At 73.0% G+C, this 24695-nt stretch carries 25 protein-coding genes; 20 read left to right on the top strand and 5 right to left on the bottom strand.

Annotated elements, in window-relative coordinates; translation table 11 throughout:
• From priA to IH25_RS0108195, 4 genes are all read left to right on the top strand, one after another.
• Entirely contained in the window at positions 1-726 is a 726-nt protein-coding gene (gene priA, locus IH25_RS0108210; RefSeq protein ID WP_030605403.1) for a bifunctional 1-(5-phosphoribosyl)-5-((5-phosphoribosylamino)methylideneamino)imidazole-4-carboxamide isomerase/phosphoribosylanthranilate isomerase PriA, read from the top strand.
• The gene (locus IH25_RS0108205; RefSeq protein ID WP_030605399.1) at positions 723-1118 is read left to right on the top strand and encodes a RidA family protein; all 396 of its coding nucleotides are present in this window, start codon (positions 723-725) and stop codon (positions 1116-1118) included. The genes priA and IH25_RS0108205 overlap by 4 nt, the downstream gene beginning before the upstream one ends.
• A gap of 6 nt (positions 1119-1124) precedes the next feature.
• Positions 1125-1880 carry an imidazole glycerol phosphate synthase subunit HisF gene (gene hisF / locus IH25_RS0108200; protein WP_030605397.1) on the top strand — a complete coding sequence of 252 codons (756 nt, stop codon included), beginning with the start codon at positions 1125-1127 and terminating at the stop codon, positions 1878-1880.
• 159 nt (positions 1881-2039) lie between these two features.
• Positions 2040-3272, top strand: coding sequence for an MFS transporter (locus IH25_RS0108195; RefSeq protein ID WP_030605394.1), 1233 nt, complete (start codon positions 2040-2042; stop codon positions 3270-3272).
• A 34-nt stretch (positions 3273-3306) separates the two neighbouring features.
• Here IH25_RS0108195 and IH25_RS0108190 read toward each other — a convergent pair whose 3' ends face one another.
• Entirely contained in the window at positions 3307-3942 is a 636-nt protein-coding gene (locus IH25_RS0108190; protein WP_030605391.1) for a TIGR03085 family metal-binding protein, read from the bottom strand.
• A 129-nt stretch (positions 3943-4071) separates the two neighbouring features.
• On the opposite strand from IH25_RS0108190, the gene hisI reads away from it, so the two are divergent.
• The 11 genes from hisI (at position 4072) to lgt (ending at position 12956) form a co-directional block, all read left to right on the top strand.
• Entirely contained in the window at positions 4072-4473 is a 402-nt protein-coding gene (gene hisI / locus IH25_RS0108185; protein WP_030605388.1) for a phosphoribosyl-AMP cyclohydrolase, read from the top strand.
• Positions 4474-4484: 11 nt separating this feature from the next.
• Positions 4485-5963, top strand: a complete 1479-nt coding sequence (locus IH25_RS0108180) for an anthranilate synthase component I (protein WP_030605386.1) — start codon at positions 4485-4487, stop codon at positions 5961-5963.
• A gap of 52 nt (positions 5964-6015) precedes the next feature.
• Positions 6016-6654: a TIGR02234 family membrane protein gene (locus IH25_RS0108175; RefSeq protein ID WP_030605384.1), complete on the top strand. Its 639-nt coding sequence runs from the start codon at positions 6016-6018 to the stop codon at positions 6652-6654.
• 137 nt (positions 6655-6791) lie between these two features.
• Positions 6792-7049, top strand: coding sequence for an HGxxPAAW family protein (locus IH25_RS0108170; RefSeq protein ID WP_030605381.1), 258 nt, complete (start codon positions 6792-6794; stop codon positions 7047-7049).
• A gap of 122 nt (positions 7050-7171) precedes the next feature.
• Complete coding sequence (locus IH25_RS0108165) at positions 7172-7639, top strand: DUF2752 domain-containing protein (RefSeq protein ID WP_030605378.1); 468 nt, start codon at positions 7172-7174, stop codon at positions 7637-7639.
• A 140-nt stretch (positions 7640-7779) separates the two neighbouring features.
• A complete protein-coding gene (trpC, locus tag IH25_RS0108160; RefSeq protein ID WP_030605375.1) occupies positions 7780-8589 on the top strand; it encodes an indole-3-glycerol phosphate synthase TrpC in 810 nt (269 codons plus the stop codon).
• 21 nt (positions 8590-8610) lie between these two features.
• The gene (gene trpM, locus IH25_RS41550; protein ID WP_167346015.1) at positions 8611-8778 is read left to right on the top strand and encodes a tryptophan biosynthesis modulator TrpM; all 168 of its coding nucleotides are present in this window, start codon (positions 8611-8613) and stop codon (positions 8776-8778) included.
• Positions 8779-8909: 131 nt separating this feature from the next.
• Entirely contained in the window at positions 8910-10193 is a 1284-nt protein-coding gene (gene trpB / locus IH25_RS0108155) for a tryptophan synthase subunit beta (protein WP_030605374.1), read from the top strand.
• Positions 10190-11008, top strand: a complete 819-nt coding sequence (gene trpA / locus IH25_RS0108150; protein WP_030605372.1) for a tryptophan synthase subunit alpha — start codon at positions 10190-10192, stop codon at positions 11006-11008. The genes trpB and trpA overlap by 4 nt, the downstream gene beginning before the upstream one ends.
• 109 nt (positions 11009-11117) lie before the next feature.
• A complete protein-coding gene (locus tag IH25_RS0108145) occupies positions 11118-11891 on the top strand; it encodes a DsbA family protein (protein WP_030605369.1) in 774 nt (257 codons plus the stop codon).
• Positions 11892-11972: 81 nt separating this feature from the next.
• Positions 11973-12956, top strand: a complete 984-nt coding sequence (lgt, locus tag IH25_RS0108140) for a prolipoprotein diacylglyceryl transferase (RefSeq protein WP_209445290.1) — start codon at positions 11973-11975, stop codon at positions 12954-12956.
• A 71-nt stretch (positions 12957-13027) separates the two neighbouring features.
• Here lgt and rbsK read toward each other — a convergent pair whose 3' ends face one another.
• Genes rbsK through IH25_RS0108125 form a run of 3 tightly spaced genes read right to left on the bottom strand, consistent with a single transcriptional unit; the run spans position 13028 to position 15473 of the window.
• Entirely contained in the window at positions 13028-13921 is an 894-nt protein-coding gene (gene rbsK / locus IH25_RS0108135; protein ID WP_030605364.1) for a ribokinase, read from the bottom strand.
• Entirely contained in the window at positions 13918-15279 is a 1362-nt protein-coding gene (locus IH25_RS0108130) for an ADP-ribosylglycohydrolase family protein (RefSeq protein ID WP_030605362.1), read from the bottom strand. Before IH25_RS0108130 ends, rbsK begins: the two co-directional genes overlap by 4 nt.
• Complete coding sequence (locus tag IH25_RS0108125) at positions 15267-15473, bottom strand: hypothetical protein (protein WP_030605359.1); 207 nt, start codon at positions 15471-15473, stop codon at positions 15267-15269. The genes IH25_RS0108130 and IH25_RS0108125 overlap by 13 nt, the downstream gene beginning before the upstream one ends.
• Positions 15474-15661: 188 nt before the next feature.
• Between IH25_RS0108125 and IH25_RS0108120 the strand changes: the two genes are divergently transcribed.
• The 3 genes from IH25_RS0108120 to IH25_RS0108110 all read left to right on the top strand — a co-directional run bounded on the left by IH25_RS0108120 (position 15662) and on the right by IH25_RS0108110 (position 22898).
• Positions 15662-16393, top strand: coding sequence for a VIT1/CCC1 transporter family protein (locus IH25_RS0108120; protein WP_030605356.1), 732 nt, complete (start codon positions 15662-15664; stop codon positions 16391-16393).
• A gap of 537 nt (positions 16394-16930) precedes the next feature.
• Positions 16931-21442 carry a glutamate synthase large subunit gene (gltB, locus tag IH25_RS0108115; protein WP_030605355.1) on the top strand — a complete coding sequence of 1504 codons (4512 nt, stop codon included), beginning with the start codon at positions 16931-16933 and terminating at the stop codon, positions 21440-21442.
• Positions 21435-22898, top strand: coding sequence for a glutamate synthase subunit beta (locus IH25_RS0108110; protein ID WP_030605354.1), 1464 nt, complete (start codon positions 21435-21437; stop codon positions 22896-22898). The genes gltB and IH25_RS0108110 overlap by 8 nt, the downstream gene beginning before the upstream one ends.
• Before the next feature lie 130 nt (positions 22899-23028).
• On the opposite strand, the gene IH25_RS0108105 is transcribed toward IH25_RS0108110, so the two are convergent.
• Positions 23029-23901: an aldo/keto reductase gene (locus IH25_RS0108105; RefSeq protein ID WP_030605352.1), complete on the bottom strand. Its 873-nt coding sequence runs from the start codon at positions 23899-23901 to the stop codon at positions 23029-23031.
• 60 nt (positions 23902-23961) lie between these two features.
• Here IH25_RS0108105 and IH25_RS0108100 point away from each other — a divergent pair, with 60 nt between their 5' ends.
• Complete coding sequence (locus IH25_RS0108100) at positions 23962-24303, top strand: MerR family transcriptional regulator (protein ID WP_030605351.1); 342 nt, start codon at positions 23962-23964, stop codon at positions 24301-24303.
• Between the two features lie 204 nt (positions 24304-24507).
• Positions 24508-24669, top strand: a complete 162-nt coding sequence (locus tag IH25_RS40575) for a hypothetical protein (protein WP_245172729.1) — start codon at positions 24508-24510, stop codon at positions 24667-24669.
• Positions 24670-24695 lie beyond the last annotated feature (26 nt).

Below are 24695 nucleotides of genomic sequence, written 5' to 3'. Positions count from 1 at the left end.
ATGGCCAAGCTCGAACTGCTCCCCGCCGTCGACGTCCGTGACGGCCAGGCCGTCCGCCTCGTACACGGCGAGTCCGGCACCGAGACCTCCTACGGCTCCCCGCTGGAGGCCGCCCTCGCCTGGCAGCGCGCCGGCGCGGAGTGGCTGCACCTGGTCGACCTGGACGCCGCGTTCGGCACCGGTGACAACCGCGACGTGATCGCCGAGGTCGCCGGGGCCATGGACATCAAGGTGGAGCTGTCCGGCGGCATCCGCGACGACGACACCCTCGCCGCCGCCCTCGCCACCGGCTGCACCCGGGTGAACCTCGGCACCGCCGCCCTGGAGACCCCCGAGTGGGTCGCCCGGGTGATCGCCGAGCACGGCGACAAGATCGCCGTCGGCCTGGACGTCCGCGGCACCACCCTGCGCGGCCGGGGCTGGACCCGCGACGGCGGCGACCTGTACGAGACGCTGGACCGCCTGAACAAGGAGGGCTGCGCCCGCTACGTCGTCACCGACATCGCCAAGGACGGCACGCTCCAGGGCCCCAACCTGGAGCTGCTGCGCACCGTGTGCGCGGCGACCGACCGCCCGGTGGTCGCCTCCGGCGGCGTGTCCTCCCTGGACGACCTGCGGGCCCTGGCCGGTCTGGTGCCGCTCGGTGTCGAAGGCGCCATCGTAGGGAAGGCGCTGTACGCGAAGGCGTTCACCCTGGAAGAGGCCCTGGAGGCTGTGTCGTCATGACGTCCGAAGCCGTACGGCGTGTGCAGAGCGGAAGTCCCTGGGAAGAGTCCTTCGGTTTCGCACGCGCCGTGGCGGCGGGCGACCGGGTGCTGGTGGGCGGCACGACGTCCTTCAAGGGCACCGTGCTGTACGGCGAGGGCGACCCGTACGAACAGGCCAAGGTGGCCTTCACCAGCGCCCTGGAGGCGATCGCGGAGTTCGGCCTCGGCATCGAGTCCGTGATCCGCACCCGGATGTACCTGACCCATGCGCGGGACGTGGACGCCGTCGGCCGGGCCCACCAGGAGCTGTTCGACTCCGTGCGCCCGGTGACGACCCTGCTGGTCGTCGAGGGCTTCGTCGACCCGCGCATCCTGGTCGAAGTGGAACTAGAAGCATTCAGAGGAGCCTGAGCAGTCATGACCCTGGCGGTCCGAGTCATCCCCTGCCTGGACGTGGACAACGGCCGGGTCGTCAAGGGCGTGAACTTCCAGAACCTGCGTGACGCGGGTGATCCCGTCGAGATGGCCAAGGTGTACGACGCCGAGGGCGCCGACGAACTGACGTTCCTGGACATCACCGCGTCCTCCGGCGACCGGGAGACCACGTACGACGTGGTGCGCCGCACCGCCGAGCAGGTGTTCATCCCGCTGACGGTCGGCGGGGGCGTGCGCACCGCCGAGGACGTGGACAAGCTGCTGCGGGCGGGCGCCGACAAGGTGGGCGTGAACACCGCCGCGATCGCCCGGCCTGACCTGATCCGCGAGATCGCCGAGCGGTTCGGCCGCCAGGTGCTGGTCCTGTCGGTGGACGCCCGCCGCACCCCCGAAGGCACCTTCGAGGTCACCACCCACGGGGGCCGGCGCGGCACCGGCATCGACGCGGTGGAGTGGGCGCACCGGGCGGCGGAGCTGGGCGCGGGCGAGATCCTGCTGAACTCCATGGACGCCGACGGCACCAAGGACGGCTACGACCTGGAGATGATCGCCGCGGTCCGCGAGCACGTCACGGTCCCCGTGATCGCCTCCGGCGGCGCCGGCAGGCTCGCCGACTTCCCGCCGGCCGTCGAGGCGGGCGCCGACGCGGTCCTGGCCGCCTCGGTCTTCCACTTCGGCGACCTGCGCATCGGCCAGGTGAAGCAGACCCTGCGGGAGGCGGGGCACCCCGTCAGGTAGCCGGACCGTGCCAGCCGTCGGACAGCGGGACGGCGAAAGCGAGGCCGTGCGGAGGCCCCGGCCGGCAGGCCGGGGCCTCGCGCATGGGCGGACACGGCCTCGGACCGCCGCCCGCGCCCCCGCCGCCCGCGCCCCCCGTGCCCGAGAGGACACCCCCGCGTGACCACCACGCTCATACCCCCCGCCCCCGCGCGGGCCCACCGTGACCCCAATGTGCTGCGCTGGCTCGGGGCGTACACCTCCTCGATGCTCGGGGACAACGTCTTCTACCTCGCCCTGTCCTGGGCCGCCGTGCGGGCCGGGACGCCCGCGCAGGCCGGGCTCGTGATGGCGGCGAGCGCGCTGCCCCGGGCCGTGCTGATGCTCGGCGGCGGGGTGGTCGCCGACCGGCTGGGCCCGAGAAGGGTCGTGATCGGCAGTGACGCCGTGCGCTGCGCCGCCGTCCTCGCCGTGGCCGCGCTGCTGTTCCTCACCGACCCCGGCCTGTGGCCGCTGGCCCTGCTCGCGTGTGTCTTCGGCACCGTCGACGCCGTGTTCCTGCCGGCCGTGGGCGCGCTGCCGGCCCGGATCACCGGCGCGGACCAGCTGGCCCGCGTCCAGGGCCTGCGCGGCCTCGCCCTGCGCGGCGCGAGCGTCGTCGGCGCCCCGCTCGGCGGCCTCGGCGTGGCCCTCGGCGGCGCCCCGGCGGCCTTCGCCCTCGCCGGAGCGCTCATCGCGCTGTCGCTGCCCCTGCTGTTGTCCGTCCGGGTACGGGACCTGCCCGGCGGTACCGAGCGCGCCGCGACCGCCTGGGCCGACCTGAAGGCCGGACTGCGCCATGTGCGCCGGCACCGGGTCCTCGGCCCCCTCATGATCGCCATCGCCCTCGGCGACCTCGGCTTCGTCGCCCCGCTGAACGTCGGCCTGACCCTGCTCGCCGACCATCGCGGCTGGGGCGCCGCGGGGATGGGCTGGGTGCTGGCCGGGTTCGGCACCGGCGCGGGCGCCGCCTCCCTGCTGCTGGCCGCCCGCGGCCGGCTGCCCCGCGCCGGACTGGTCACCGGGTGCGCGTGCGCGGCCGGCTCCGTGGCCGTCGGCACCCTCGGCTTCGTCCCCGGCCTCGCCGCCGCCGTCGGCACCGCCCTGCTGATCGGCCTGCTCACCGGGCTCAGCGGCGCGCTGTGCGGCGCCCTGCTCCAGACCCAGGCCGACCCCGCCTACCTGGGCCGCGTCACCGCCGTCGCCGGCCTGGTCAGCCTCGGCCTCACCCCGCTGAGCCTGCCCCTCGCCGCCGCCGCGACCGGCGCCTTCGGACTCGGCCCGGTCTACGCCGTCAGCGCCGCCGTCTGCGGACTCGGCGGCCTCGTCTTCCTCGCCGTACCGGCCCTGCGGCGCGCGGAACTCGCCGGCTGAACCGAGTCCACCGCCGGATCGATGACGGGCCCCGTCAGATCCCCAGCTGCTTCGACTCGTGCAGCCTGTCGATGGCGTCCGCGTCCCCGTCCAGCTCCACCCTGGCCACGCGCTGCCGCCCGTAGGCGAACATCAGCAGCTCCGACGGCACACCGGTCACCGTGACCACCGGCGTGCCCCGGTGCGCCACCACCGTCTGCCCGTCCGGGCGGCGCAGCACCAGCCCCGTCGGCGCGCCCTTCCCCAGCAGCCGCGCGGCCCGCTCCAGCCGGGACCACAGCGCGTCCTGGAACACCGGGTCCAGCTCGCGCGGGGTCCACTCCGGCTGGGCGCGGCGGACGTCCTCCGTGTGGACGTAGAACTCGATGATGTTGGCCGCCTCGTCGACCTGCTTGAGCTGGAACGGGGAGAACCGCGGCGGGCCGGTGCGGATCAGCCGGATCAGCTCCCCGTACGGCTTCGCGGTGTACTCGGCCATCACCTTCTCCAGGCGCGGCGCGAGCTGCTTGACCAGCGTGCCGCCCGCCGCGTCCGGGCGGCGCTCGCGCACGACGACATGCGCGGCCAGGTCCCGGGTCCGCCAGCCCGTGCAGAGGGTCTCGGCGTCCGGACCGACGGTTTCCAACAGGTCGGCGAGCAGCAGCCGTTCACGCTTGGCGAAGGTCGACATGCAACCAGCCTACGGTCAGGTGATCGCTCCGCCCACCCGGCGCCTGCCGCGCCGGGCTCCCGGGCCCGCCGTGACCGTTCCGTGGACGCGCGGGGCCCGCTGTCGGTGCCGCGCGGCACAATGGCACCCATGACCAGTACGACCGGCAGCCCCCGGCCCAGCAGCCTCGACCCGGAGATCGCCGCGCGGCTCAAGCGCAGCACCGACGGGCTCGTCCCCGCCATCGCCCAGCAGTACGACACCGGCGAGGTGCTCATGCTCGGCTGGATGGACGACGAGGCACTGCACCGCACGCTGACCACCGGCCGCTGCACCTACTGGTCCCGCAGCCGCCGCGAGTACTGGGTCAAGGGCGACACCTCCGGCCACGTCCAGCGGGTGAAGTCGGTCGCGCTGGACTGCGACGGCGACACCCTGCTGGTCCGGGTCGACCAGGTGGGAGCCGCCTGCCACACCGGCGCGCGCACCTGCTTCGACGAGGACGTGCTCCTGAAGGACGCGGATGCCGCCGCTCCGGCGCCGGCTCAGTAAGGTCAGCCGCCATGGATCTCGAGACCTTCCGCAAGCTGGCCGGCGACCGGCGCGTCATCCCGGTCACCCGCAAGCTCCTGGCCGACGGTGACACACCGGTCGCGCTCTACCGCAAGCTCGCCGCCGAACGCCCCGGCACCTTCCTGCTGGAGTCCGCGGAGAACGGCCGCTCCTGGTCCCGGTACTCCTTCGTCGGCGTCCGCAGCGCCGCCACGCTCACCACCCGGGACGGGCAGGCCCACTGGATCGGCACCCCGCCCGTCGGCGTCCCCACGGACGGCGACCCCCTCGCGGTCCTGCGCGCCAGCCTCCAGACCCTGCACACCCCGCACCAGGAGGGCCTGCCGCCCTTCACCGGCGGCATGGTCGGCTACCTGGGCTACGACATCGTCCGCCGGCTGGAGAAGATCGGCCCCGGCGAGCACGACGAGCTGCGCCTGCCCGAGCTGACCATGCTGCTGACCAGCGACCTCGCGGTGATGGACCACTGGGAGGGCTCGGTCCTGCTGATCGCCAACGCGATCAACCACAACGACCTGGACACCGGCGTCGACGAGGCGTACGCGGACGCCGTGGCCCGCCTGGACGCCATGGAGGCCGACCTCTCCCGCCCGGTCGCCCAGCCCCCGGCCCACCTGCCGCCCTCCGAACTGCCCGCGTACACCGCCCGCTGGGGCGGCGCCGACTACCAGCGGGCCGTGGAGGACATCAAGGAGCGCATCCGCGCGGGCGAGGCCTTCCAGGTCGTGCCCTCCCAGCGCTTCGAGACGCCCTGCACGGCGAGCGCCCTGGACGTCTACCGGGTGCTGCGGGCCACCAACCCCTCGCCGTACATGTACCTGTTCCGCTTCGACGGCTTCGACATCGTCGGCTCCTCCCCGGAGGCGCTGGTGAAGGTCGAGGACGGGCGCGCGATGGTCCACCCCATCGCCGGCACCCGGCACCGCGGCGCCACCCCGCAGGAGGACCAGGCGCTCGCCGAGGAGCTGCTCGCCGACCCCAAGGAGCGCGCCGAGCACCTGATGCTGGTCGACCTCGGCCGCAACGACCTCGGCCGGGTCTGCGAGCCCGGCTCGGTCGAGGTGGTCGACTTCATGTCCATCGAGCGCTACTCGCACGTGATGCACATCGTCTCCACCGTCACCGGCAAGGTGGCCCCCGGCCGCACCGCCTTCGACGTGCTCACCGCGTGCTTCCCGGCCGGCACCCTCTCGGGCGCCCCCAAGCCCCGCGCGATGCAGATCATCGACGAACTGGAGCCGTCCCGGCGCGGCCTGTACGGCGGCTGCGTCGGCTATCTGGACTTCGCCGGCGACTCCGACACCGCGATCGCCATCCGCACCGCCCTGCTCCGCGACGGCACCGCGTACGTCCAGGCCGGCGCGGGCGTCGTCGCCGACTCCGATCCGGTCGCCGAGGACCAGGAGTGCCGCAACAAGGCGGCGGCGGTGCTGCGGGCGGTGCACACGGCGAACCGCCTCGGGCAATAGGGCGCTTCTCATAGCAACCCCGGGTGCCGGTCCGCGGGGGGTTCAGGCGATAGTGGAGTACGTGACTGCCGTACCTCACCTTCGTTCCGAAGCCCCCGCACCCGCCCGGTCCGGCCGGCGGAGCCTCGCCGTGGCCCTGCTGTTCGGCGCCCTCGGCGCGGCCGTGGCGCTGCTCGCGACCCGGCAGCGCTGGGCGGAGGGCACCGCGTCGGTGGCCGGCGGCGCGTTCCCGCTGACGGCCAAGGGCAGCGATGTCACGGGCGTCCCCGCGGCGCTCGCCATAGTGGGCCTCGCCGCGCTCGTCGCGGTCTTCGCCGTCCGCCGCGCCGGCCGCCTCGTCGTCGCCGGGCTGCTCGCGCTGTCCGGCGCCGGCATCGCCGTCGCGGCCCTCGCGGCCGTCTCCGACGGCTCCGCGCTCGACGAGCGGGCCGCGAAGGTGAGCGGCGACAGCTCCGCCACCGTCCACGCGCTCACCCACACCGGCTGGCCGTACGTCGCGGCCGTCGGCGGGCTGCTGATCCTGCTCGCCGGGCTGCTCGCCCTGCGCTACGGCCGCCTGTGGCCCGCGATGTCCGGCCGCTACGAACGCGGCACCGCCCGCCCCCGGCGCACCGCCCGCCCGGCCGACCCGGAGCGGCCCGAGGAGATCTGGAAGGCCCTGGACCGGGGCGAGGACCCGACGGGCGCCTGAACCGGTACGGCCGCAAGCGGTGTGGCGAACCAGACGCCACCCCCGCGTCCGGCGCGCGCACGCCTACGGGACAATGGACGCGGCGAGCGTACGACGCCTCATACGACACGTAGATCAGCAACAACGAGGAGCAAGTCATGGCGGGCAGCAGCCACGGCCACGGTCACACCCCGGCCGCCTGGACCGGTGTCATCATCGCCTTCATCGGTTTCTGCGTCGCGGGCGCCTTCATGGTGATGGCCCAGCCCGTCGGCTTCTGGGCCGGTATGGCGCTCACGCTCCTCGGCGGCGTGGTCGGCGGCATCATGCGGGCCATGGGCCTCGGCCAGCCGAAGCAGACCGCCGCCGTGGCGCACGCCTCCGTCACCCCGGAGCCGGCCGCCGCGGGCCGCTGACCCCAGGCTTCCCCCGAGAGGCGGTCCGGCATCCGGTGAGGATGCGGACCGCCTCTCGTGTCCTGCGGCTCCTCGGTGCCGCCCGGCGGGCGGCACCGCACCGCGCGGGGCACAATGCCCGCGTGAACGCCGACAGTCCCACGGTCCCGTCGAAGACCCCCCGCGATGCCCCGCGGCCGGCACCGCCCGCCGTGCCCGTCCGGCGCCGGCTCGCCGTCCCCCTCGGGCTGTTCGCCGCCGTGGCCGCGGCCTTCGCCTACGTCGGCGCGGTCGACCCCAACGAGAGCGGCCACTACCCCGCCTGCCCCCTGTACCTGCTCACCGGCCTGTACTGCCCGGGCTGCGGCGGACTGCGCAGCGCGCACGCCTTCGTCCACGGCGACCTGCCCACCGCGCTGCGCGCCAACGCGCCGGCCGTGGCCGCCTACCTGGGCTTCGCCGTACTGTGGATCGTCTGGACGGCCCGCGCGGCGCGCGGCCGCCCGCTGCGGATCAGCCTCGGCCCCCTGCAACTGTGGACCGTCGCCGCCCTGCTGCTGGCGTTCACCGTCCTGCGGAACCTGCCGTTCGGCGGCTGGCTGCACCCCTGACCGCACCGGTGGACGGATGTCCACGGAGTGGGACCTCCGTCAACCGGATGCGAAGCCACCGCACCGCTGCGGATACCATCGCATTGACCACGGGCTTTCAGAGCCTGAAGGAACCCACCGTCTGGAAGGGGGCCGCTCGCGTGAGTGTGCTCGACGAGATCATCGACGGAGTCCGTGCCGACCTCGCCGAGCGGCAGGCCCGTGTCAGCCTCGACGAGCTCAAGGAGCGCGCGGCCCAGGCCCCCGCCGCCAAGGACGGGGTGGCCGCGCTCAAGGGCGACGGCGTCAAGGTGATCTGCGAGGTCAAGCGGTCCAGCCCCTCCAAGGGCGCGCTGGCCGCCATCGCCGACCCGGCCGGTCTCGCCGCGGACTACGAGGCGGGCGGCGCGGCCGTCATCTCCGTGCTCACCGAACAGCGCCGCTTCGGCGGCTCGCTCGCCGACCTGGAGGCCGTCCGCGCCCGCGTGGACATCCCGGTCCTGCGCAAGGACTTCATCGTCACGTCGTACCAGCTGTGGGAGGCCCGCGCGTACGGCGCCGACCTCGCGCTGCTGATCGTGGCCGCCCTGGACCAGCCGGCCCTGGAGTCGCTGATCGAGCGCGCGGTGTCCATCGGCCTGACCCCGCTGGTCGAGGTGCACGACGAGGACGAGGTCGAGCGGGCGGTGGACGCGGGCGCCAAGATCATCGGCGTCAACGCGCGCAACCTCAAGACGCTGGAGGTCGACCGCGGCACCTTCGAGCGGGTCGCCCCGGAGATCCCCGACCACCTCGTGAAGGTCGCCGAGTCCGGTGTGCGCGGCCCGCACGACCTGATCGCCTACGCCAACGCCGGCGCCGACGCGGTCCTGGTCGGCGAGTCCCTGGTCACCGGCCGCGACCCGAAGGCGGCCGTCGCCGACCTGGTCGCCGCGGGCGAACACCCCGCACTGCGGCACGGCAGGGGCTGACTCCCGCTAGGCTGGTTCCCGATGACTCCCACCGTGACGACCATGGACCGGCACGCGCGCCTGGCGCGCGGCTGCCGTCCGCGTGGCTGCCGCGCGCCCGCCCGGCGCGTGCACGGCCGTCGCGTCCGGTACGTCATCGGCGACGAACCCGGGCAGGTCAACGGGCGTCGATGGCAGCGCGCCCTCTAGGGGCGCGGGACTCCGTCCGACACGCGGCCACCGCCGCGCGGGCGCGAGCACACACGGCCCGAGGCCGTACGACTGAGCCCGCCCCCACGGCGATCAGTGTCTCTCCATCACACTCACCGTGAGGTTTCCGCATGCCCAGCGCATTCTTCATCCCCGACCCGGAGGGCCAGGTCCCCGACGCCGCGGGCTACTTCGGCGCGTTCGGCGGCAAGTTCATCCCGGAGGCCCTCGTCGCCGCCGTGGACGAGGTCGCCGTCGAGTACGACAAGGCCAAGAACGACCCGGAGTTCGCCCGCGAACTCGACGACCTGCTGGTGAACTACACCGGCCGCCCCTCGGCGCTCACCGAGGTCCCCCGCTTCGCCGAACACGCCGGCGGCGCCCGCGTCTTCCTCAAGCGCGAGGACCTCAACCACACCGGCTCCCACAAGATCAACAACGTGCTCGGCCAGGCCCTGCTCACCAAGCGCATGGGCAAGACCCGGGTCATCGCGGAGACCGGAGCCGGCCAGCACGGCGTCGCCACCGCCACCGCCTGCGCGCTGTTCGGCCTGGACTGCACCATCTACATGGGCGAGATCGACACGCAGCGCCAGGCCCTGAACGTGGCCCGGATGCGCATGCTCGGCGCCGAGGTCGTCGCCGTGAAGTCCGGCAGCCGCACCCTGAAGGACGCCATCAACGAGGCGTTCCGGGACTGGGTCGCCAACGTCGACCACACCCACTACCTGTTCGGCACGGTCGCCGGCCCGCACCCCTTCCCGGCCATGGTCCGCGACTTCCACCGGGTCATCGGCGTCGAGGCCCGCCGCCAGCTCTTGGAGCGCGCCGGCCGGCTGCCCGACGCGGCCGTCGCCTGCGTCGGCGGCGGCTCCAACGCCATCGGCCTCTTCCACGCCTTCATCCCCGACGAGGGCGTCCGCCTGATCGGCTGCGAGCCGGCCGGCCACGGCGTCGAGACCGGCGAGCACGCGGCCACCCTCACCGCCGGCGAGCCCGGCATACTGCACGGCTCCCGCTCCTACGTCCTCCAGGACGACGAGGGCCAGATCACCGAGCCGTACTCCATCTCGGCCGGTCTGGACTACCCGGGCATCGGCCCCGAGCACTCCTACCTGAAGGACTCCGGCCGCGGCGAGTACCGCGCGGTCACCGACGACGCGGCCATGCGGGCACTGCGCCTGCTGTCGCGCACCGAGGGCATCATCCCGGCCATCGAGAGCGCCCACGCCCTGGCCGGCGCCCTGGAGGTCGGCCGCGAGCTGGGCCCGGACGGCCTGATCGTCGTCAACCTGTCCGGCCGCGGCGACAAGGACATGGACACCGCCGCGCGCTACTTCGGCCTGTACGACACCGACGCCGAGGTCGCGGCCGACGCCGCCGACACCGCCGAGATCGAGGGGGACGCCAAGTGAGCGGGAACATCCAGCTGCTGTCGGACACCCTCGCGGGCGCCAAGGCCGAGGGCCGTTCCGCGCTCATCGCCTACCTCCCGGCCGGGTTCCCGACCGTGGACGGCGGCATCGAGGCGGTCAAGGCCGTCCTGGAGGGCGGCGCGGACGTGGTCGAGGTCGGTCTGCCGCACAGCGACCCGGTCCTGGACGGCCCGGTCATCCAGACCGCGGACGACATCGCCCTGCGCGGCGGTGTGCGGATCGCCGACGTCATGCGCACGGTCCGCGAGGCGTACCGGGCCACCGGGAAGCCGATCCTGGTCATGACGTACTGGAACCCCATCGACCGCTACGGCGTCGAGCGCTTCACCGCCGAGCTGGCCGAGGCGGGCGGCGCCGGCTGCATCCTGCCCGACCTGCCGGTGCAGGAGTCGGCGCTGTGGCGCGAGCACGCCGAGAAGCACGGCCTCGCGACGATCTTCGTGGTGGCGCCGAGCAGCAAGGACGAACGGCTCGCCGAGATCACCGCGGCGGGCAGCGGCTTCGTCTACGCCGCCTCGCTCATGGGCGTCACCGGCACCCGGGAGTCCGTCGGAGAGCAGGCCCAGGACCTGGTCCGGCGCACCCGCGCCACCGGCACCGGCCTGCCCGTCTGCGTCGGCCTCGGTGTCTCCAACCGGGCCCAGGCCGCCGAGGTCGCCGGCTTCGCGGACGGAGTGATCGTCGGCTCGGCGTTCGTGAAGCGGATGCTGGACGCGCCGGACGAGGCGGCCGGCCTCACGGCGGTCCGCGAGCTGGCCGGGGACCTGGCCAAGGGCGTCCGCGGACAGGCGTGAACAGGGAGCCGTGACGGGCCGATGTCCCGTACCGGATGATTCGGTCACTCGAACGGGTGGACCTCGGACCGGGGAGGCGCGCTGCGCCTCCCCGTTTCGTTCTGGGGGTGTGAGCGAGAAGAACCGTGACGGAAAGCGCACCGCCCGGGAGCGGCTGGCGGTCGAGCGCGAGAAGCAGAAGGCCGCGGACAAGCGACGGCGGACGCTGATCGTGGGCGCGAGCATCGTCTGCGTCCTGGGCCTGGCGGCGGTGATCGGCGTCGTCGCCGCGAACGCCGGCAAGGACAAGAGCACCAAGGCGGGCCCGGCCGTGGCCCCCTCGGGCGCGCAGGGCAAGGACAGCCTCGCGATCCCGGTCGGCAAGGACGGCGCCAAGTCGACGCTCACCGTCTGGGAGGACTTCCGCTGCCCGGCCTGCCAGGCCTTCGAGGTGGCGTACCGGCCGACGCTCCACGAACTGACCGACGCCGGCAAGCTCCGGGTCGAGTACCACCTGGTCCGGCTGATCGACGGCAACCTCGGCGGCACCGGCTCGCTGCGCGCCGCCAACGCGGCGGCCTGCGCCCAGGACGCCGGCAAGTTCCGTGACTACCACGACGTGCTGTTCGCCAGCCAGCCCAAGGAGACCGACGACGCCTTCGCGGGCAACGACAAGCTGATCGAGCTGGCCGGGAAGGTGAAGGGCCTGGACACCCCCGCCTTCCGCAAGTGCGTGCAGAACGGCACCCACGACGGCTGGGTGGACAAGTCCCACCAGGCGTTCAAGTCCGGCGGCTTCGGCGGCACCCCGACCGTGCTGCTCGACGGCAAGAACATCTACGAGGACCGGACGATGACCCCGGCCAAGCTGAAGCAGAGGGTGGAGGCGGCCGACCGGGGGTGAGCGTTCCCCACGCCCCGTTATGGACCCGTAGCCGGGCTGCTTGCCCTCCCCATGGCCCGGCACGGTAGCGTCGGACCTGCCATGAACCTTGCCTACATCCCCAGCCCGTCGCACGGGGTGCTGTACCTCGGCCCCATCCCGCTGCGCGGCTACGCCATCTGCATCATCATCGGCGTCTTCGTTGCCGTCTGGTTCGGCAACAAGCGCTGGATCGCCCGCGGCGGGCAGTCCGGCACGGTCGCCGACATCGCCGTCTGGGCCGTGCCGTTCGGCCTGGTCGGCGGCCGGCTCTACCACGTGATCACGGACTACGAGCTGTACTTCAGCGAGGGCCGTGACTGGGTGGACGCCTTCAAGGTGTGGGAGGGCGGCCTGGGTATCTGGGGCGCGATCGCGCTCGGCGCGCTCGGTGCCTGGATCGGCGCGCGGCGCCGGGGTGTCCCGATGCCCGCGTACGCCGACGCCGTCGCGCCCGGCATCGCGTTCGCGCAGGCCATCGGCCGCTGGGGCAACTGGTTCAACCAGGAGCTGTACGGCCGGGAGACCCACGTCCCCTGGGCGCTGCACATCACCTCCGCCGAGGGCGGCCGGGTGCCGGGGTACTACCACCCGACGTTCCTCTACGAATCCCTGTGGTGCGTCGGCGTGGGCCTGCTGGTGATCTGGGCGGACCGCCGCTTCAAGCTGGGTCATGGCCGGGCGTTCGCCCTGTACGTCGCCGCGTACTGCGTGGGCCGCGGCTGGATCGAGTACATGCGGGTGGACGACGCCCACCACATCGCGGGTCTGCGCCTCAACGACTGGACCGCGCTGCTCGTCTTCCTGCTGGCGGTGACGTACATCGTGGTGGTGGGCAAGAAGCGGCCGGGGCGGGAGGCCGTGGTCGAACCCGCGCTCGCCTCCGGCGGTCCGGCCGGGGGCACGGAGGCCGTCGCCGGCGGCGAGGAGACGAAGCCCCAGGGCACCGAGGCCGTCGCCGGCGCCGGGGAGACGAAGTCCGGGGACGCCGGGGAGCCGGGCGAGGAAGCCCCGGAGGACGAGGCGAAGCCGGCCAAGAAGGTCTGACCGCCGGTTCCACCACGCCGAGGGCGCCCGGAACACTCCGGGCGCCCTCGGCGTGTGCGGGGCCGGTTCGCTCATGTGCCGTACCGGGCCTCGATCTCCGGGCGGTAGGGCATCGACGCCGAGGCCCCTTCCCGCTGGACGGAGATCGCCGCCGCGGCGGCCGCCCAGGTCAGGGCCTCGCGTACCGGTTTCTCCTCGGCGAGGGCCACGGCGAGCGCGCCGACGAAGGTGTCGCCCGCGCCGGTGGAGTCGACGGCGGTCACCCGGGGCGCGGGCACCACCAGCGGCTCGGCGCCCCGGGTCAGATACAGGCAGCCGGTCGCGCCCAGGGTGACGACCACCTCCGGCACCAGCTCCAGCAGGGTCGCCGCCGCCTCGCGCGGGTCGGTGCGGCCGGTGAGGGTGACCGCCTCGTACTCGTTCGGCACCAGCAGGTCGACGGCGTGCAGCAGTTCGGGTGGCAGCGGCCGGACCGGGGACGGGGTGAGGACGGTACGGACCCCGTGCCGGCGGGCCGCCCGGGCGCCCGCGACGACCGCCGGGAGCGGGATCTCCAGTTGCAGCAGCAGGGCGTCGGCGGTGGCGATCACCCCCTCGTCGCCGGGGGAGAGGTGGTCCACGGTGCCGTTGGCGCCGGGGACGACGACGATGGCGTTGCCGCCCTCGGCGTCCACCACGATGTGCGCGGTGCCGGACGGGCCCTGGACCGTGCGCAGGAAGTCGGTGTCCACGCCGGAGTGTTCGAGGGTGTCGCGCAGCCGCGCGCCATAGGCGTCGGTGCCGACCGCGCCGATCATGGAGACGGTCGCGCCGGCCCGCGCCGCGGCGATCGCCTGGTTGGCGCCCTTGCCGCCGGGCACCGTACGGAACTCCCGCCCCGTCACGGTCTCTCCGCGCTCGGGCGCCTTGTCGACGTAGGTGACCAGGTCCATGTTGGTGCTGCCGAGGACCGCGATATGGGTCATGGGCGGGTCGCCTCCAGGTGGGTGAGGTGGGCGAGGGTGTCGAAGCCGCAGCCGTCGAACTCGGCGAGGGTGCTGGCGAGCCGGTTCTTCAGGGGCGCCCGCCAGCGTTCGGGCAGCGCGTCGGGGGCACCGGCGAGGAGCCCGGCGACGCTGCCGGCGGTCGCGCCGGCGGAGTCGGCGGCCCAGCCGCCGGACACGGCACGGCAGATGGAGCCGGCGAAGTCGCCTTCGGCGTGGGTGAGGGCGGCGGCGATCAGCGCGGTGTTGGGGACGGCGTGGGCCCGGGGGTGGGTTGCGGCGTAGCGGGCCTGGAGTTCGTCCACGACGTCCTCGAAGTCCTCGGTGGTCCGGGCCAGTCGGACGGCGTGGTCGACGGCCGCCGCCAGCCGGGACCGGGGCGGGAGCACCGCGCGGCCGGCCCGCAGGCAGGCGTGGACGTCGTGGGTGCCCGGAGCGGCGGCGGCGATGACGGCGGCGGTGAACATCGCCGCGTAGACGCCGTTGGCGGTGTGGGTGAGGACGGCGTCGCGATACGCCTGCTGGGCGGCGGCGGCCGGGTCGCCGGGGTGGGTCCAGCCGTGCGGGTCGGCGCGGACCAGCGCGCCCGTCCATTCGCGGAACGGGTTGCGGTGGCGGGCGGTGTGCGGGGGCTCGATCCCGCAGAGCAGATTGCGGTAGGCGACGCGCTCGGCGGTGGCGGTACGGCCGGGCGGCAGCTCGTCGAGCCAGAGCCGGGCCACGTCGTCGGTGCCGAAGTGCCGTCCGTGGCGCCGCAGGAGCAGCAGATTGAGGAGCGGATGGTCGAGGTCGTCGTCCGCGGGCATGCCGTCGATGTTCTCGGCCAGGCAGGTGGCGGCGCAGCCGTGGTCCCAGGGATGGGCGGCGAGGAGGTCCTCGGGTACGCCCCTGGCGGTGAAGTAGCCGGTGAGGGGCCGGTTCCCGGCCGCCGACGCGAGGGCGCGGACGCCGTCGAGGGGGAGTTTCGCGACGGGTTTGCCGAGGAGGCAGCCGATGGCCCGGCCGAGCCAGGCGGCTTCGAGGGCACGGGAGTCCGGCGCGGTGGCGGACCGCCCGGCGGGCCACTGCGGGCACAGGGCCTCGATGCGGGCGAGGTCGGTCGGCTCGTCCTCGGCGAAGCGGCCGGGCAGGTCGGCGAGTTCGTCCAGCAGGTCATTTGCCAGCAGGCGCAGGTAGCGGGAGACGCGGTGTGCGCCGGCGCCGGTCCGCTCCGGCGTCTGCGGGCCGCCGGCCGCCCGCCAGCGTGCCTCGACCGCCTTCGGCTCGCGCCCGTCCAGGCGGGCCTGGCGCAGCTCGTGGACCAGCAGGTCCTCCGGCTGGACCCAGGTCAGCCGGAGCACGGGCGGCCTCCCGGCGCGGTCGACGCCCGCTCGCGGGCGCGGTCGCGGCGCACATCCCGGGCGGAGATCTGGCGGGCGGTCCCGGTGAGCGTCCGGGCGGTGTGCGTCGAGGCGGTCGCGGCCGGGGTGCCGGTGAGGGGGCCGGCGAGCACGCTCGGGGCCCCGGCGCTGCTTTGCTGTGCTGTGGGCGTCATGCCCCGAATCATCCTCCTGGGCGGCCCTGTTGTGCGGCTTCCGGGAGTCCGGCGCGTTCCGGGAAAGCCGCAGGTTAGCCGAGCCTTTCCTTGCTGGCGAAGGGGGAGCCGGCGGCGTAGATTTGGGGTTGTCGAAAAGTAGATCTAGTCCAAAGTTAGCTTTGGCTAAGCTTCCCTGGGGGGCCCGCATGGCCATCATCGAAACCGAGGCGGCGCTGCACGAAGCGCACCGCGACAACCACACCCACCGCGATGTCAACGGGGGATGGCTGCGGCCCGCGGTCTTCGGCGCCATGGACGGCCTGGTCTCCAACCTCGCCTTGATGACGGGCGTGGCCGGCGGCTCCGTGAGCCAGCACACCATTGTCATCACCGGCCTCGCCGGCCTCGCGGCCGGTGCCTTCTCCATGGCGGCCGGGGAGTACACCTCCGTCGCCTCCCAGCGTGAACTGGTCGAGGCCGAACTCGACATCGAACGCCGTGAGCTGCGCAAGCACCCGCAGGACGAGGAGGCGGAGCTGGCCGCGCTGTACGTGGCCCGCGGGGTGGAGCCGGAGCTGGCCCGGCAGGTCGCCCGGCAGCTGTCCAGCGATCCCGAGCAGGCCCTGGAGATCCACGCCCGCGAGGAGCTGGGCGTCGACCCCGGCGACCTGCCCTCCCCGCTGGTCGCCGCCGTGTCGTCGTTCGGCTCCTTCGCCCTCGGCGCCCTGCTGCCCGTCCTGCCGTTCCTGCTCGGCGCGACCGCGCTGTGGCCCGCCGTGCTGCTCGCCCTCGCCGGGCTCTTCGCCTGCGGTGCCGTGGTGGCCAAGGTGACCGCGCGGACCTGGTGGTTCAGCGGGCTGCGGCAGCTCGCGCTCGGCGGTGCGGCGGCCGGTGTGACGTACGCCCTGGGCAGTCTGTTCGGAACGGCCGTAGGATAGCTCGACCGGTACTTATGCGAGGGGCCGCATAAGTACCCGTTACCCGCTGGTTTCGACTGCTTTGCCACGGGGCATGAGCCGTAAGCGCTGTGGGCAATGACGCCTGCCGCGCCCCCGCGGGGCGGGTGATGACGCCCGCTCCGGCCCCCTCGGGCCGCCGGACGCCGATCCGACCGATCCTGTCCGTCACGGCCCCCCGCCACGTCGCCGTCATCGCACGGCACCCGCCGTCTCGTACGGCACCGAGCCGTCACCGCACGGCATGCGCCGCGTTCGCGCGGCACCTCCGCCGCGACCGCGGCGTCCGCATGCTGGAACGAAGCATCCGGTTCCCGGGAACCGCTCCATCATGTAACCTGCACGAAATTTTGATCTCACCGCAGATCTCACGCAGAGGGCCAACGTCGTCCCTCGGCACCTGCCACATGCCACATGACGACGACGGGAGAGCCGATGCGTACGCCGCGCCAGCCGTCCCAGCACTCCACGAACGGCCGAAACTGGTCGTTCATGGATGCTCGCCCTGCTGCGCAGGGTATGTACGACCCCCGCAACGAACACGACGCGTGCGGCGTCGGTTTCGTCGCCACCCTTACCGGCGAGGCGTCCCACACCCTGGTCGAGCAGGCACTCACCGTCCTGCGCAACCTGGAGCACCGTGGCGCCACCGGCTCCGAGCCCGACTCCGGCGACGGCGCGGGCATCCTCTCCCAGGTGCCCGACGCCTTCCTCCGCGAGGTGGCCGGATTCGACCTTCCCGCGGCCGGTTCCTATGCGGTAGGCATCGCCTTCCTGCCGGAGGAGGGGACCGAGGACGCCGTCTCACACATCGAGACGATCGCCGCCGAGGAGGGCCTGACGGTCCTCGGCTGGCGCGTGGTCCCGGTCGCCCCGGAGCTGCTGGGGGCCACCGCCCGCTCCACCATGCCGGTGTTCCGGCAGATCTTCGTCACCGACCACGCCAGCGAGGGCATCGCCCTGGACCGCAGGGCGTTCGTGCTGCGCAAGCGCGCCGAGCGGGAGGCCGGGGTCTACTTCCCCTCCCTGTCCGCCCGGACCATCGTCTACAAGGGCATGCTGACCACCGGCCAGCTCGAACCCTTCTTCCCGGACCTGTCCGACCGCCGCTTCGCCTCCGCGATCGCGCTGGTGCACTCCCGGTTCTCCACCAACACCTTCCCGTCGTGGCCGCTCGCGCACCCGTACCGGTTCGTCGCGCACAACGGTGAGATCAACACCGTCAAGGGCAACCGCAACTGGATGGTCGCCCGCGAGTCCCAGCTGGCCTCCGACCTGTTCGGCCCGCAGGAGAAGCTGGACCGCCTCTTCCCGGTCTGTACCCCGGACGCCTCCGACTCCGCCTCCTTCGACGAGGTCCTGGAGCTGCTGCACCTGGGCGGCCGTTCGCTGCCGCACTCCGTGCTGATGATGATCCCGGAGGCGTGGGAGAACCACGACTCCATGGACCCGGCCCGGCGCGCCTTCTACCAGTTCCACTCCACGATGATGGAGCCCTGGGACGGCCCCGCCTGCGTCACCTTCACCGACGGCACCCAGGTCGGCGCCGTGCTCGACCGCAACGGCCTGCGCCCCGGCCGCTACTGGGTCACCGACGACGGCCTCGTCGTCCTCGGCTCCGAGGTCGGCGTCCTCGACATCGACCCGGCCAGGGTCGTCCGCAAGGGCCGCCTCCAGCCCGGCCGGATGTTCCTCGTCGACACCGCCGAGCACCGCATCATCGAGGACGACGAGATCAAGGCGTCCCTCGCCGCCGAGAAGCCCTACGCCGAGTGGCTGGAGGCCGGCGAGATCGAGCTGGGCGACCTGCCCGAGCGCGAGCACATCGTGCACACCCACGCCTCGGTCACCCGCCGCCAGCAGACCTTCGGCTACACCGAGGAAGAGCTGCGCGTCATCCTCGCCCCGATGGCCCGCACCGCCGCCGAGCCGATCGGCTCCATGGGCACGGACTCCCCGATCGCGGCCCTGTCCGAGCGCCCGCGGCTGCTGTTCGACTACTTCACCCAGCTGTTCGCGCAGGTCACCAACCCGCCGCTGGACGCGATCCGCGAGGAGCTGGTCACCTCCCTGCGCAGCTCGCTCGGCCCGCAGGGCAACCTGCTGGAGCCGACCGCCGCCTCCTGCCGGTCCGTCGTGCTGCCCTTCCCGGTGATCGACAACGACGAGCTGGCCAAGCTCATCCACATCAACGCCGACGGCGACATGCCCGGCTTCAAGGCCGCCACGCTCTCCGGCCTGTACCGGGTCTCCGGCGGCGGCGACGCCCTCGCCGCGCGCATCGAGGAGATCTGCGCCGAGGCCGACGCCGCCATCGACAACGGCGCCCGGCTGATCGTCCTGTCCGACCGCCACTCCGACGCCGAGCACGCGCCGATCCCGTCGCTGCTGCTCACCGCGGCCGTCCACCACCACCTCATCCGCACCAAGCAGCGCACCCACGTGGGCCTGCTGGTCGAGGCCGGCGACGTCCGCGAGGTCCACCACGTCGCCCTGCTCATCGGCTACGGCGCCGCCGCCGTCAACCCCTACCTGGCGATGGAGTCGGTGGAGGACCTGCTGCGCGCGGGCACCTTCCTGAACGGCCTCGAGCCCGAGCAGGCCATCAAGAACCTGATCTACGCCCTCGGCAAGGGCGTGCTGAAGGTCATGTCCAAGATGGGCATCTCCACCGTCGCCTCCTACCGCGGCGCCCAGGTCTTCGAGGCCGTCGGCCTGGACGAGGGCTTCGTGGAGAAGTACTTCAACGGCACCGCCACCAAGATCGGCGGCGTCGGCCTCGACGTCATCGCCGAGGAGGTCGCCGCCCGCCACGCCAAGGCCTACCCGGCCTCCGGCATCGCCCCGGCGCACCGCGCGCTGGAGATCGGCGGCGAGTACCAGTGGCGCCGCGAGGGCGAGCCGCACCTGTTCGACCCGGAGACGGTCTTCCGTCTCCAGCACTCCACGCGGACCGGCCGCTACGACATCTTCAAGAAGTACACCTCCCGGGTGAACGAGCAGTCCGAGCGCCTGATGACGCTGCGCGGCCTGTTCGGCTTCAAGTCCGACCGCCAGCCGATCCCGCTGGACGAGGTCGAGTCGGCGAGCGAGATCGTCAAGCGTTTCTCCACCGGCGCCATGTCGTACGGCTCCATCTCCAAGGAGGCGCACGAGACCCTCGCCATCGCCATGAACCAGCTGGGCGGCAAGTCCAACACCGGTGAGGGCGGCGAGGACCCGGAGCGCCTGTACGACCCGGCGCGCCGCTCGGCGATCAAGCAGGTGGCCTCCGGCCGCTTCGGCGTGACGAGCGAGTACCTGGTCAACGCGGACGACATCCAGATCAAGATGGCCCAGGGCGCCAAGCCCGGCGAGGGCGGCCAGCTGCCCGGCCACAAGGTCTACCCGTGGGTCGCCAAGACGCGTCACTCGACGCCGGGCGTCGGCCTGATCTCCCCGCCGCCGCACCACGACATCTACTCCATCGAGGACCTGGCCCAGCTGATCCACGACCTGAAGAACGCGAATCCGCGGGCGCGGATCCACGTGAAGCTGGTCTCCGAGGTCGGCGTCGGCACGGTCGCGGCCGGTGTGTCCAAGGCGCACGCGGACGTGGTGCTGATCTCCGGCCACGACGGCGGCACCGGCGCCTCCCCGCTGACCTCGCTCAAGCACGCGGGCGGTCCCTGGGAGCTGGGCCTCGCCGAGACCCAGCAGACCCTGCTGCTCAACGGCCTGCGCGACCGGATCGTGGTACAGACCGACGGCCAGCTGAAGACCGGCCGGGACGTGATCATCGCCGCGCTGCTCGGCGCCGAGGAGTTCGGCTTCGCGACCGCCCCGCTGGTCGTCTCCGGCTGCGTGATGATGCGCGTGTGCCACCTGGACACCTGCCCGGTCGGCATCGCCACCCAGAACCCGGTGCTGCGCGACCGCTTCGCCGGCAAGGCCGAGTACGTGGTCAACTTCTTCCAATTCATCGCCGAGGAGGTCCGCGAGCTGCTGGCCGAGCTGGGCTTCCGCACCATCGAGGAGGCCGTCGGCCACGCCGAGGTGCTGGACGTCGAGCGCGCGGTGGACCACTGGAAGGCGCAGGGCCTGGACCTGGAGCCGCTGTTCCACGTGCCCGCCCTGCCCGACGGCGCCGTCCGCCACCAGGTGGCCGCCCAGGACCACGGCCTGGAGAAGGCCCTGGACAACGAGCTGATCAAGCTCGCCGCCGACGCCCTGGCCGCGAACGACGCGACCGAGGCCCAGCCGGTGCGCGCCCAGGTCGCCATCCGCAACATCAACCGCACGGTCGGCACCATGCTCGGCCACGAGGTGACGAAGAGGTTCGGCGGCGCGGGCCTGCCCGACGACACCATCGACATCACCTTCACCGGCTCCGCGGGCCAGTCCTTCGGCGCGTTCCTGCCGCGCGGCATCACGCTGCGCCTGGAGGGCGACGCCAACGACTACGTCGGCAAGGGCCTGTCCGGCGGCCGGATCGTCGTCCGCCCGGACCGGGCCGCCGACCACCTCGCCGACTACTCGGTCATCGCGGGCAACACCATCGCCTACGGCGCCACCGGCGGCGAGCTGTTCCTGCGCGGCCGTACCGGTGAGCGGTTCTGCGTCCGCAACTCCGGCGCGCTGGTCGTCTCCGAGGGCGTGGGCGACCACGGCTGCGAGTACATGACCGGCGGCCACGCGGTCGTCCTCGGCCCGACCGGCCGCAACTTCGCGGCGGGCATGTCCGGCGGCATCGCCTACGTCGTCGACCTCGACCGCGACAACGTCAACGCCGGCAACGCCGGCGCGATCGAGGCGCTGGACGAGACGGACAAGCAGTGGCTGCACGACGTGGTGCGCCGCCACGCCGAGGAGACCGGCTCGACCGTCGCGGAGAAGCTGCTGGCCGACTGGGACACGGCCGTGGAGCGCTTCAGCAAGATCATCCCCAGCACGTACAAGGCAGTGCTCGCCGCCAAGGACGCCGCCGAGCGAGCCGGTCTCTCCGAGACCGAGATCACCGAGAAGATGATGGAGGCGGCGAGCAATGGCTGACCCGAAGGGCTTCCTGAACCACGGCCGTGAGGTCGCCAAGACCCGCCCCGTCGCCGAGCGGGTCAAGGACTGGAACGAGGTCTACGTCCCCGGCTCCCTGCTGCCGATCATCAGCAAGCAGGCCGGCCGCTGCATGGACTGCGGCATCCCGTTCTGCCACAACGGCTGTCCGCTGGGGAACCTGATCCCCGAGTGGAACGACTACGCCTACCGCGAGGACTGGGCCGCCGCCTCCGAGCGGCTGCACGCCACCAACAACTTCCCGGAGTTCACCGGCCGGCTCTGCCCGGCCCCGTGCGAGTCGGCGTGCGTGCTGGGCATCAACCAGCCGCCGGTCACCATCAAGAACGTCGAGGTCTCGATCATCGACAAGGCGTGGGAGACCGGGGACGTCGCCCCGCAGATCCCCGAGCGCCTGTCCGGCAAGACGGTCGCGGTCATCGGCTCGGGCCCGGCGGGGCTCGCCGCCGCCCAGCAGCTGACCCGGGCCGGCCACACGGTCGCCGTCTACGAGCGCGCCGACCGCGTCGGCGGGCTGCTGCGGTACGGCATCCCCGAGTTCAAGATGGAGAAGCGCCACATCAACCGCCGTATCGAGCAGATGCGCGCGGAGGGCACCCGGTTCCGCACCGGTGTCGAGATCGGCCGTGACATCAACGCCCGCGACCTGAAGAAGCGCTACGACGCGATCGTGATCGCCGCCGGCGCCACGACCGCCCGTGACCTGCCGGTGCCGGGCCGCGAGCTCAAGGGCATCTACCAGGCGATGGAGTACCTGCCGCTGGCCAACAAGGTGCAGGAGGGTGACTACGTCACGGCTCCCATCTCGGCCGAGGGCAAGCACGTCGTCGTCATCGGCGGCGGCGACACCGGCGCGGACTGCGTGGGCACCGCCCACCGGCAGGGCGCGGCCTCCGTCACCCAGCTGGAGATCATGCCCCGCCCGAACGACGAGCGGCACCCGACGAACCAGCCCTGGCCGACCTTCCCGATGCTCTACAAGGTCACCTCGGCCCACGAGGAGGGCGGCGAGCGGGTCTACTCCGTCTCCACCACCCACTTCGAGGGCGACGAGGAGGGCAACGTCCAGTGGCTGCACCTGACCGAGGTGGAGTTCATCGACGGCAGGCTGACCCCGAAGCCCGGCACCGAGCGGAAGATCCCGGCCCAGCTGGTCACCCTCGCCATGGGCTTCACCGGCACCGACCGGGAGAACGGCCTGGTCGAGCAGTTTGGTCTAGACCTCGACGAACGGGGTAACATCGCCCGCGACGCCGACTTCCAGACCAACGTGCCGGGTGTGTTCGTCGCCGGTGACGCCGGCCGCGGCCAGTCCCTCATCGTCTGGGCGATCGCGGAGGGCCGCTCGGCCGCCCGCGGAGTCGACCGCTACCTGACCGGGGCCAGCGACCTGCCGGCCCCGATCCGCCCGACGGACCGCGCCCTGGCGGTCTGACGCGCGACCCACCGGACCCCCGGGTCCGCACAGACGTTACGTACAAAGGCGTACGGAACACTGACGGCGCCTGCCCGCCTGTCCCCGACCGGACACTGGGCAGGCGTCGTTGCATGTCCCCGCCCGGGCGTCACGCGCCCGCGTCGATCCGCCAGTACTGCTCCTCGGTGAGGGCGAGCCCGAGCGCGGCGACGTTCTCCGCCAGGTGGGCGGGGGAGGAGGTGCCGGGGATCGGGACGATGTTCGGCGCGCGGTGCAGCAGCCAGGCGAGGGCGGTCTGCGCGCGGGTGGCGCCGAGTTCGGCGGCGACGGCGGCGAGCGGCCCGCCGTCGGCCGCGTGCGCGCCCATCGCGACCGGGAAGTACGGCAGGAAGGCGATGCCGGCCTCGGCGGTGTGGTCGATCACCGGGTCGTGGCCGCGGGTGGCCAGGTTGTACACGTTCTGCACACTTGTGATCGGCGCGATGGCCGAGGCGGCGGTCAGCTCCGCCACCGACACCTCCGACAGCCCGATGTGCCGTACCTTCCCCTCCTCCTGAAGCCGCTTGAGGGCGCCGATCTGGTCCTCGAGCGGGTAGTCCGGGTCGATGCGGTGCAGCTGGAACAGGTCGATGCGGTCGGTGCGCAGCCGGCGCAGGCTCAGCTCGGCCTGCTGCCGCAAGTACGCCGGGTCCCCATGGGTGATCCACTCCGTCGGGCTCGGCCGCAGCACACCCGCCTTGGTGGCGATCACGACGCCGTCGCGGTACGGGTGCAGCGCCTCGGCCAGCAACTCCTCGTTGCTGCCCAGCGCGTAGGCGTCGGCGGTGTCGAAGAGGGTCACGCCCAGCTCGGCGGCCCGGCGCAGCAGCCGTACGGCGTCGGCGCGGTCGGTGGGGGCGGTCCAGATGGGCGCGGTCGTGCCGGAGCGCTCGTGCGGGGCGTTCGCCAGGCGCATCGCGCCGTAGCCGATCCGCCGGACCTCCAGGTCGCCACCGATACGGAATACAGTCGGGTTCGTCATGGCTGTGACGCTAGGAGCTGACATGGATGTGAGCTTCAAGGGGATGTGAGGGGGTTCACAGTGAGGATCGGGGAGCTGGCCCGCGCGACCGGCGTGAGCGTCCGGCTGCTGCGGTACTACGAGGAGCAGGGCCTGCTCCTCGCCGGCCGCACCCCCGGCGGGCAGCGCGTGTACGACGACAGCGCCCCGCGGACCGTACGCCGCATCCGCACCCTCCTGGACGCCGGACTGCCCACCCGGGTCATCCGCGAGGTCCTGGACTGCGTGTGCGGCGGCGCGGCCGAGGTCGAACCGTGCCTGACCCCGGTGCTGGTGGAGCAGTTGCAGGGCATGGAGGAGCGCATCGCCCGGCTGGAGGGCTCCCGGGCCTCGCTGGCCCGGCTGCTGACCACCACCTCCTAGAGCCCCCGGGCGATCACCAGCTCCCGGCACTCCGCAGGTGCGCCCCACGCCGAGCGCGGCGCCCGGGCCTTGGCCGGCCACAGGGACAGGTCGCAGTCCGCCGTGCGGCCTCGGCGCGGAACTCCTCGGCCGCCGTGGACAGCGACAGGTTCACCGCCGTCACCACCCTTCCCTAACAAGTGTTTGGTAGATTAGCGTGGCCCTATGACAGGCGCCGAAAGCCCGGCCTGCGTCCCCGGGCACGGACCGCTCCGCGGCCGCACCGCCGTCCTCACCGACGACGCCCAGGTCCGGGCGCTGTTCGAGACGGCCGAGGCCGCGCACGGCCGGCTGGACGTCGTCGCCGTCGGCAGCCGGCACGGCTGACGGGCGGAGCAGATCACAATGGGTGC

Source organism: Streptomyces achromogenes subsp. achromogenes, assembly GCF_000720835.1.
Classification (GTDB): Bacteria; Actinomycetota; Actinomycetes; order Streptomycetales; family Streptomycetaceae; genus Streptomyces; species Streptomyces achromogenes.
Note: the sequence above shows the minus strand (reverse complement) of the source record. Positions and strands in the feature narration are given on the sequence as shown.

Bases quoted from the DNA above. Each gene is read 5' to 3' on its own strand.
- priA (WP_030605403.1), top strand. From the start codon at position 1: ATGGCCAAGCTCGAACTGCTCCCCGCCGTCGACGTCCGTGACGGCCAG.
- IH25_RS0108205 (WP_030605399.1), top strand. From the start codon at position 723: ATGACGTCCGAAGCCGTACGGCGTGTGCAGAGCGGAAGTCCCTGGGAA.
- IH25_RS40575 (WP_245172729.1), top strand. From the start codon at position 24,508: ATGACAGGCGCCGAAAGCCCGGCCTGCGTCCCCGGGCACGGACCGCTC.
- IH25_RS0108105 (WP_030605352.1), bottom strand. From the start codon at position 23,901: ATGACGAACCCGACTGTATTCCGTATCGGTGGCGACCTGGAGGTCCGG.
- IH25_RS0108120 (WP_030605356.1), top strand. From the start codon at position 15,662: ATGGCCATCATCGAAACCGAGGCGGCGCTGCACGAAGCGCACCGCGAC.
- hisF (WP_030605397.1), top strand. From the start codon at position 1,125: ATGACCCTGGCGGTCCGAGTCATCCCCTGCCTGGACGTGGACAACGGC.
- IH25_RS0108125 (WP_030605359.1), bottom strand. From the start codon at position 15,473: ATGACGCCCACAGCACAGCAAAGCAGCGCCGGGGCCCCGAGCGTGCTC.
- trpM (WP_167346015.1), top strand. From the start codon at position 8,611: ATGACTCCCACCGTGACGACCATGGACCGGCACGCGCGCCTGGCGCGC.
- rbsK (WP_030605364.1), bottom strand. From the start codon at position 13,921: ATGACCCATATCGCGGTCCTCGGCAGCACCAACATGGACCTGGTCACC.
- IH25_RS0108170 (WP_030605381.1), top strand. From the start codon at position 6,792: ATGGCGGGCAGCAGCCACGGCCACGGTCACACCCCGGCCGCCTGGACC.
- hisI (WP_030605388.1), top strand. From the start codon at position 4,072: ATGACCAGTACGACCGGCAGCCCCCGGCCCAGCAGCCTCGACCCGGAG.
- trpB (WP_030605374.1), top strand. From the start codon at position 8,910: ATGCCCAGCGCATTCTTCATCCCCGACCCGGAGGGCCAGGTCCCCGAC.
- gltB (WP_030605355.1), top strand. From the start codon at position 16,931: ATGTACGACCCCCGCAACGAACACGACGCGTGCGGCGTCGGTTTCGTC.
- IH25_RS0108180 (WP_030605386.1), top strand. From the start codon at position 4,485: ATGGATCTCGAGACCTTCCGCAAGCTGGCCGGCGACCGGCGCGTCATC.
- IH25_RS0108110 (WP_030605354.1), top strand. From the start codon at position 21,435: ATGGCTGACCCGAAGGGCTTCCTGAACCACGGCCGTGAGGTCGCCAAG.
- IH25_RS0108190 (WP_030605391.1), bottom strand. From the start codon at position 3,942: ATGTCGACCTTCGCCAAGCGTGAACGGCTGCTGCTCGCCGACCTGTTG.
- lgt (WP_209445290.1), top strand. From the start codon at position 11,973: ATGAACCTTGCCTACATCCCCAGCCCGTCGCACGGGGTGCTGTACCTC.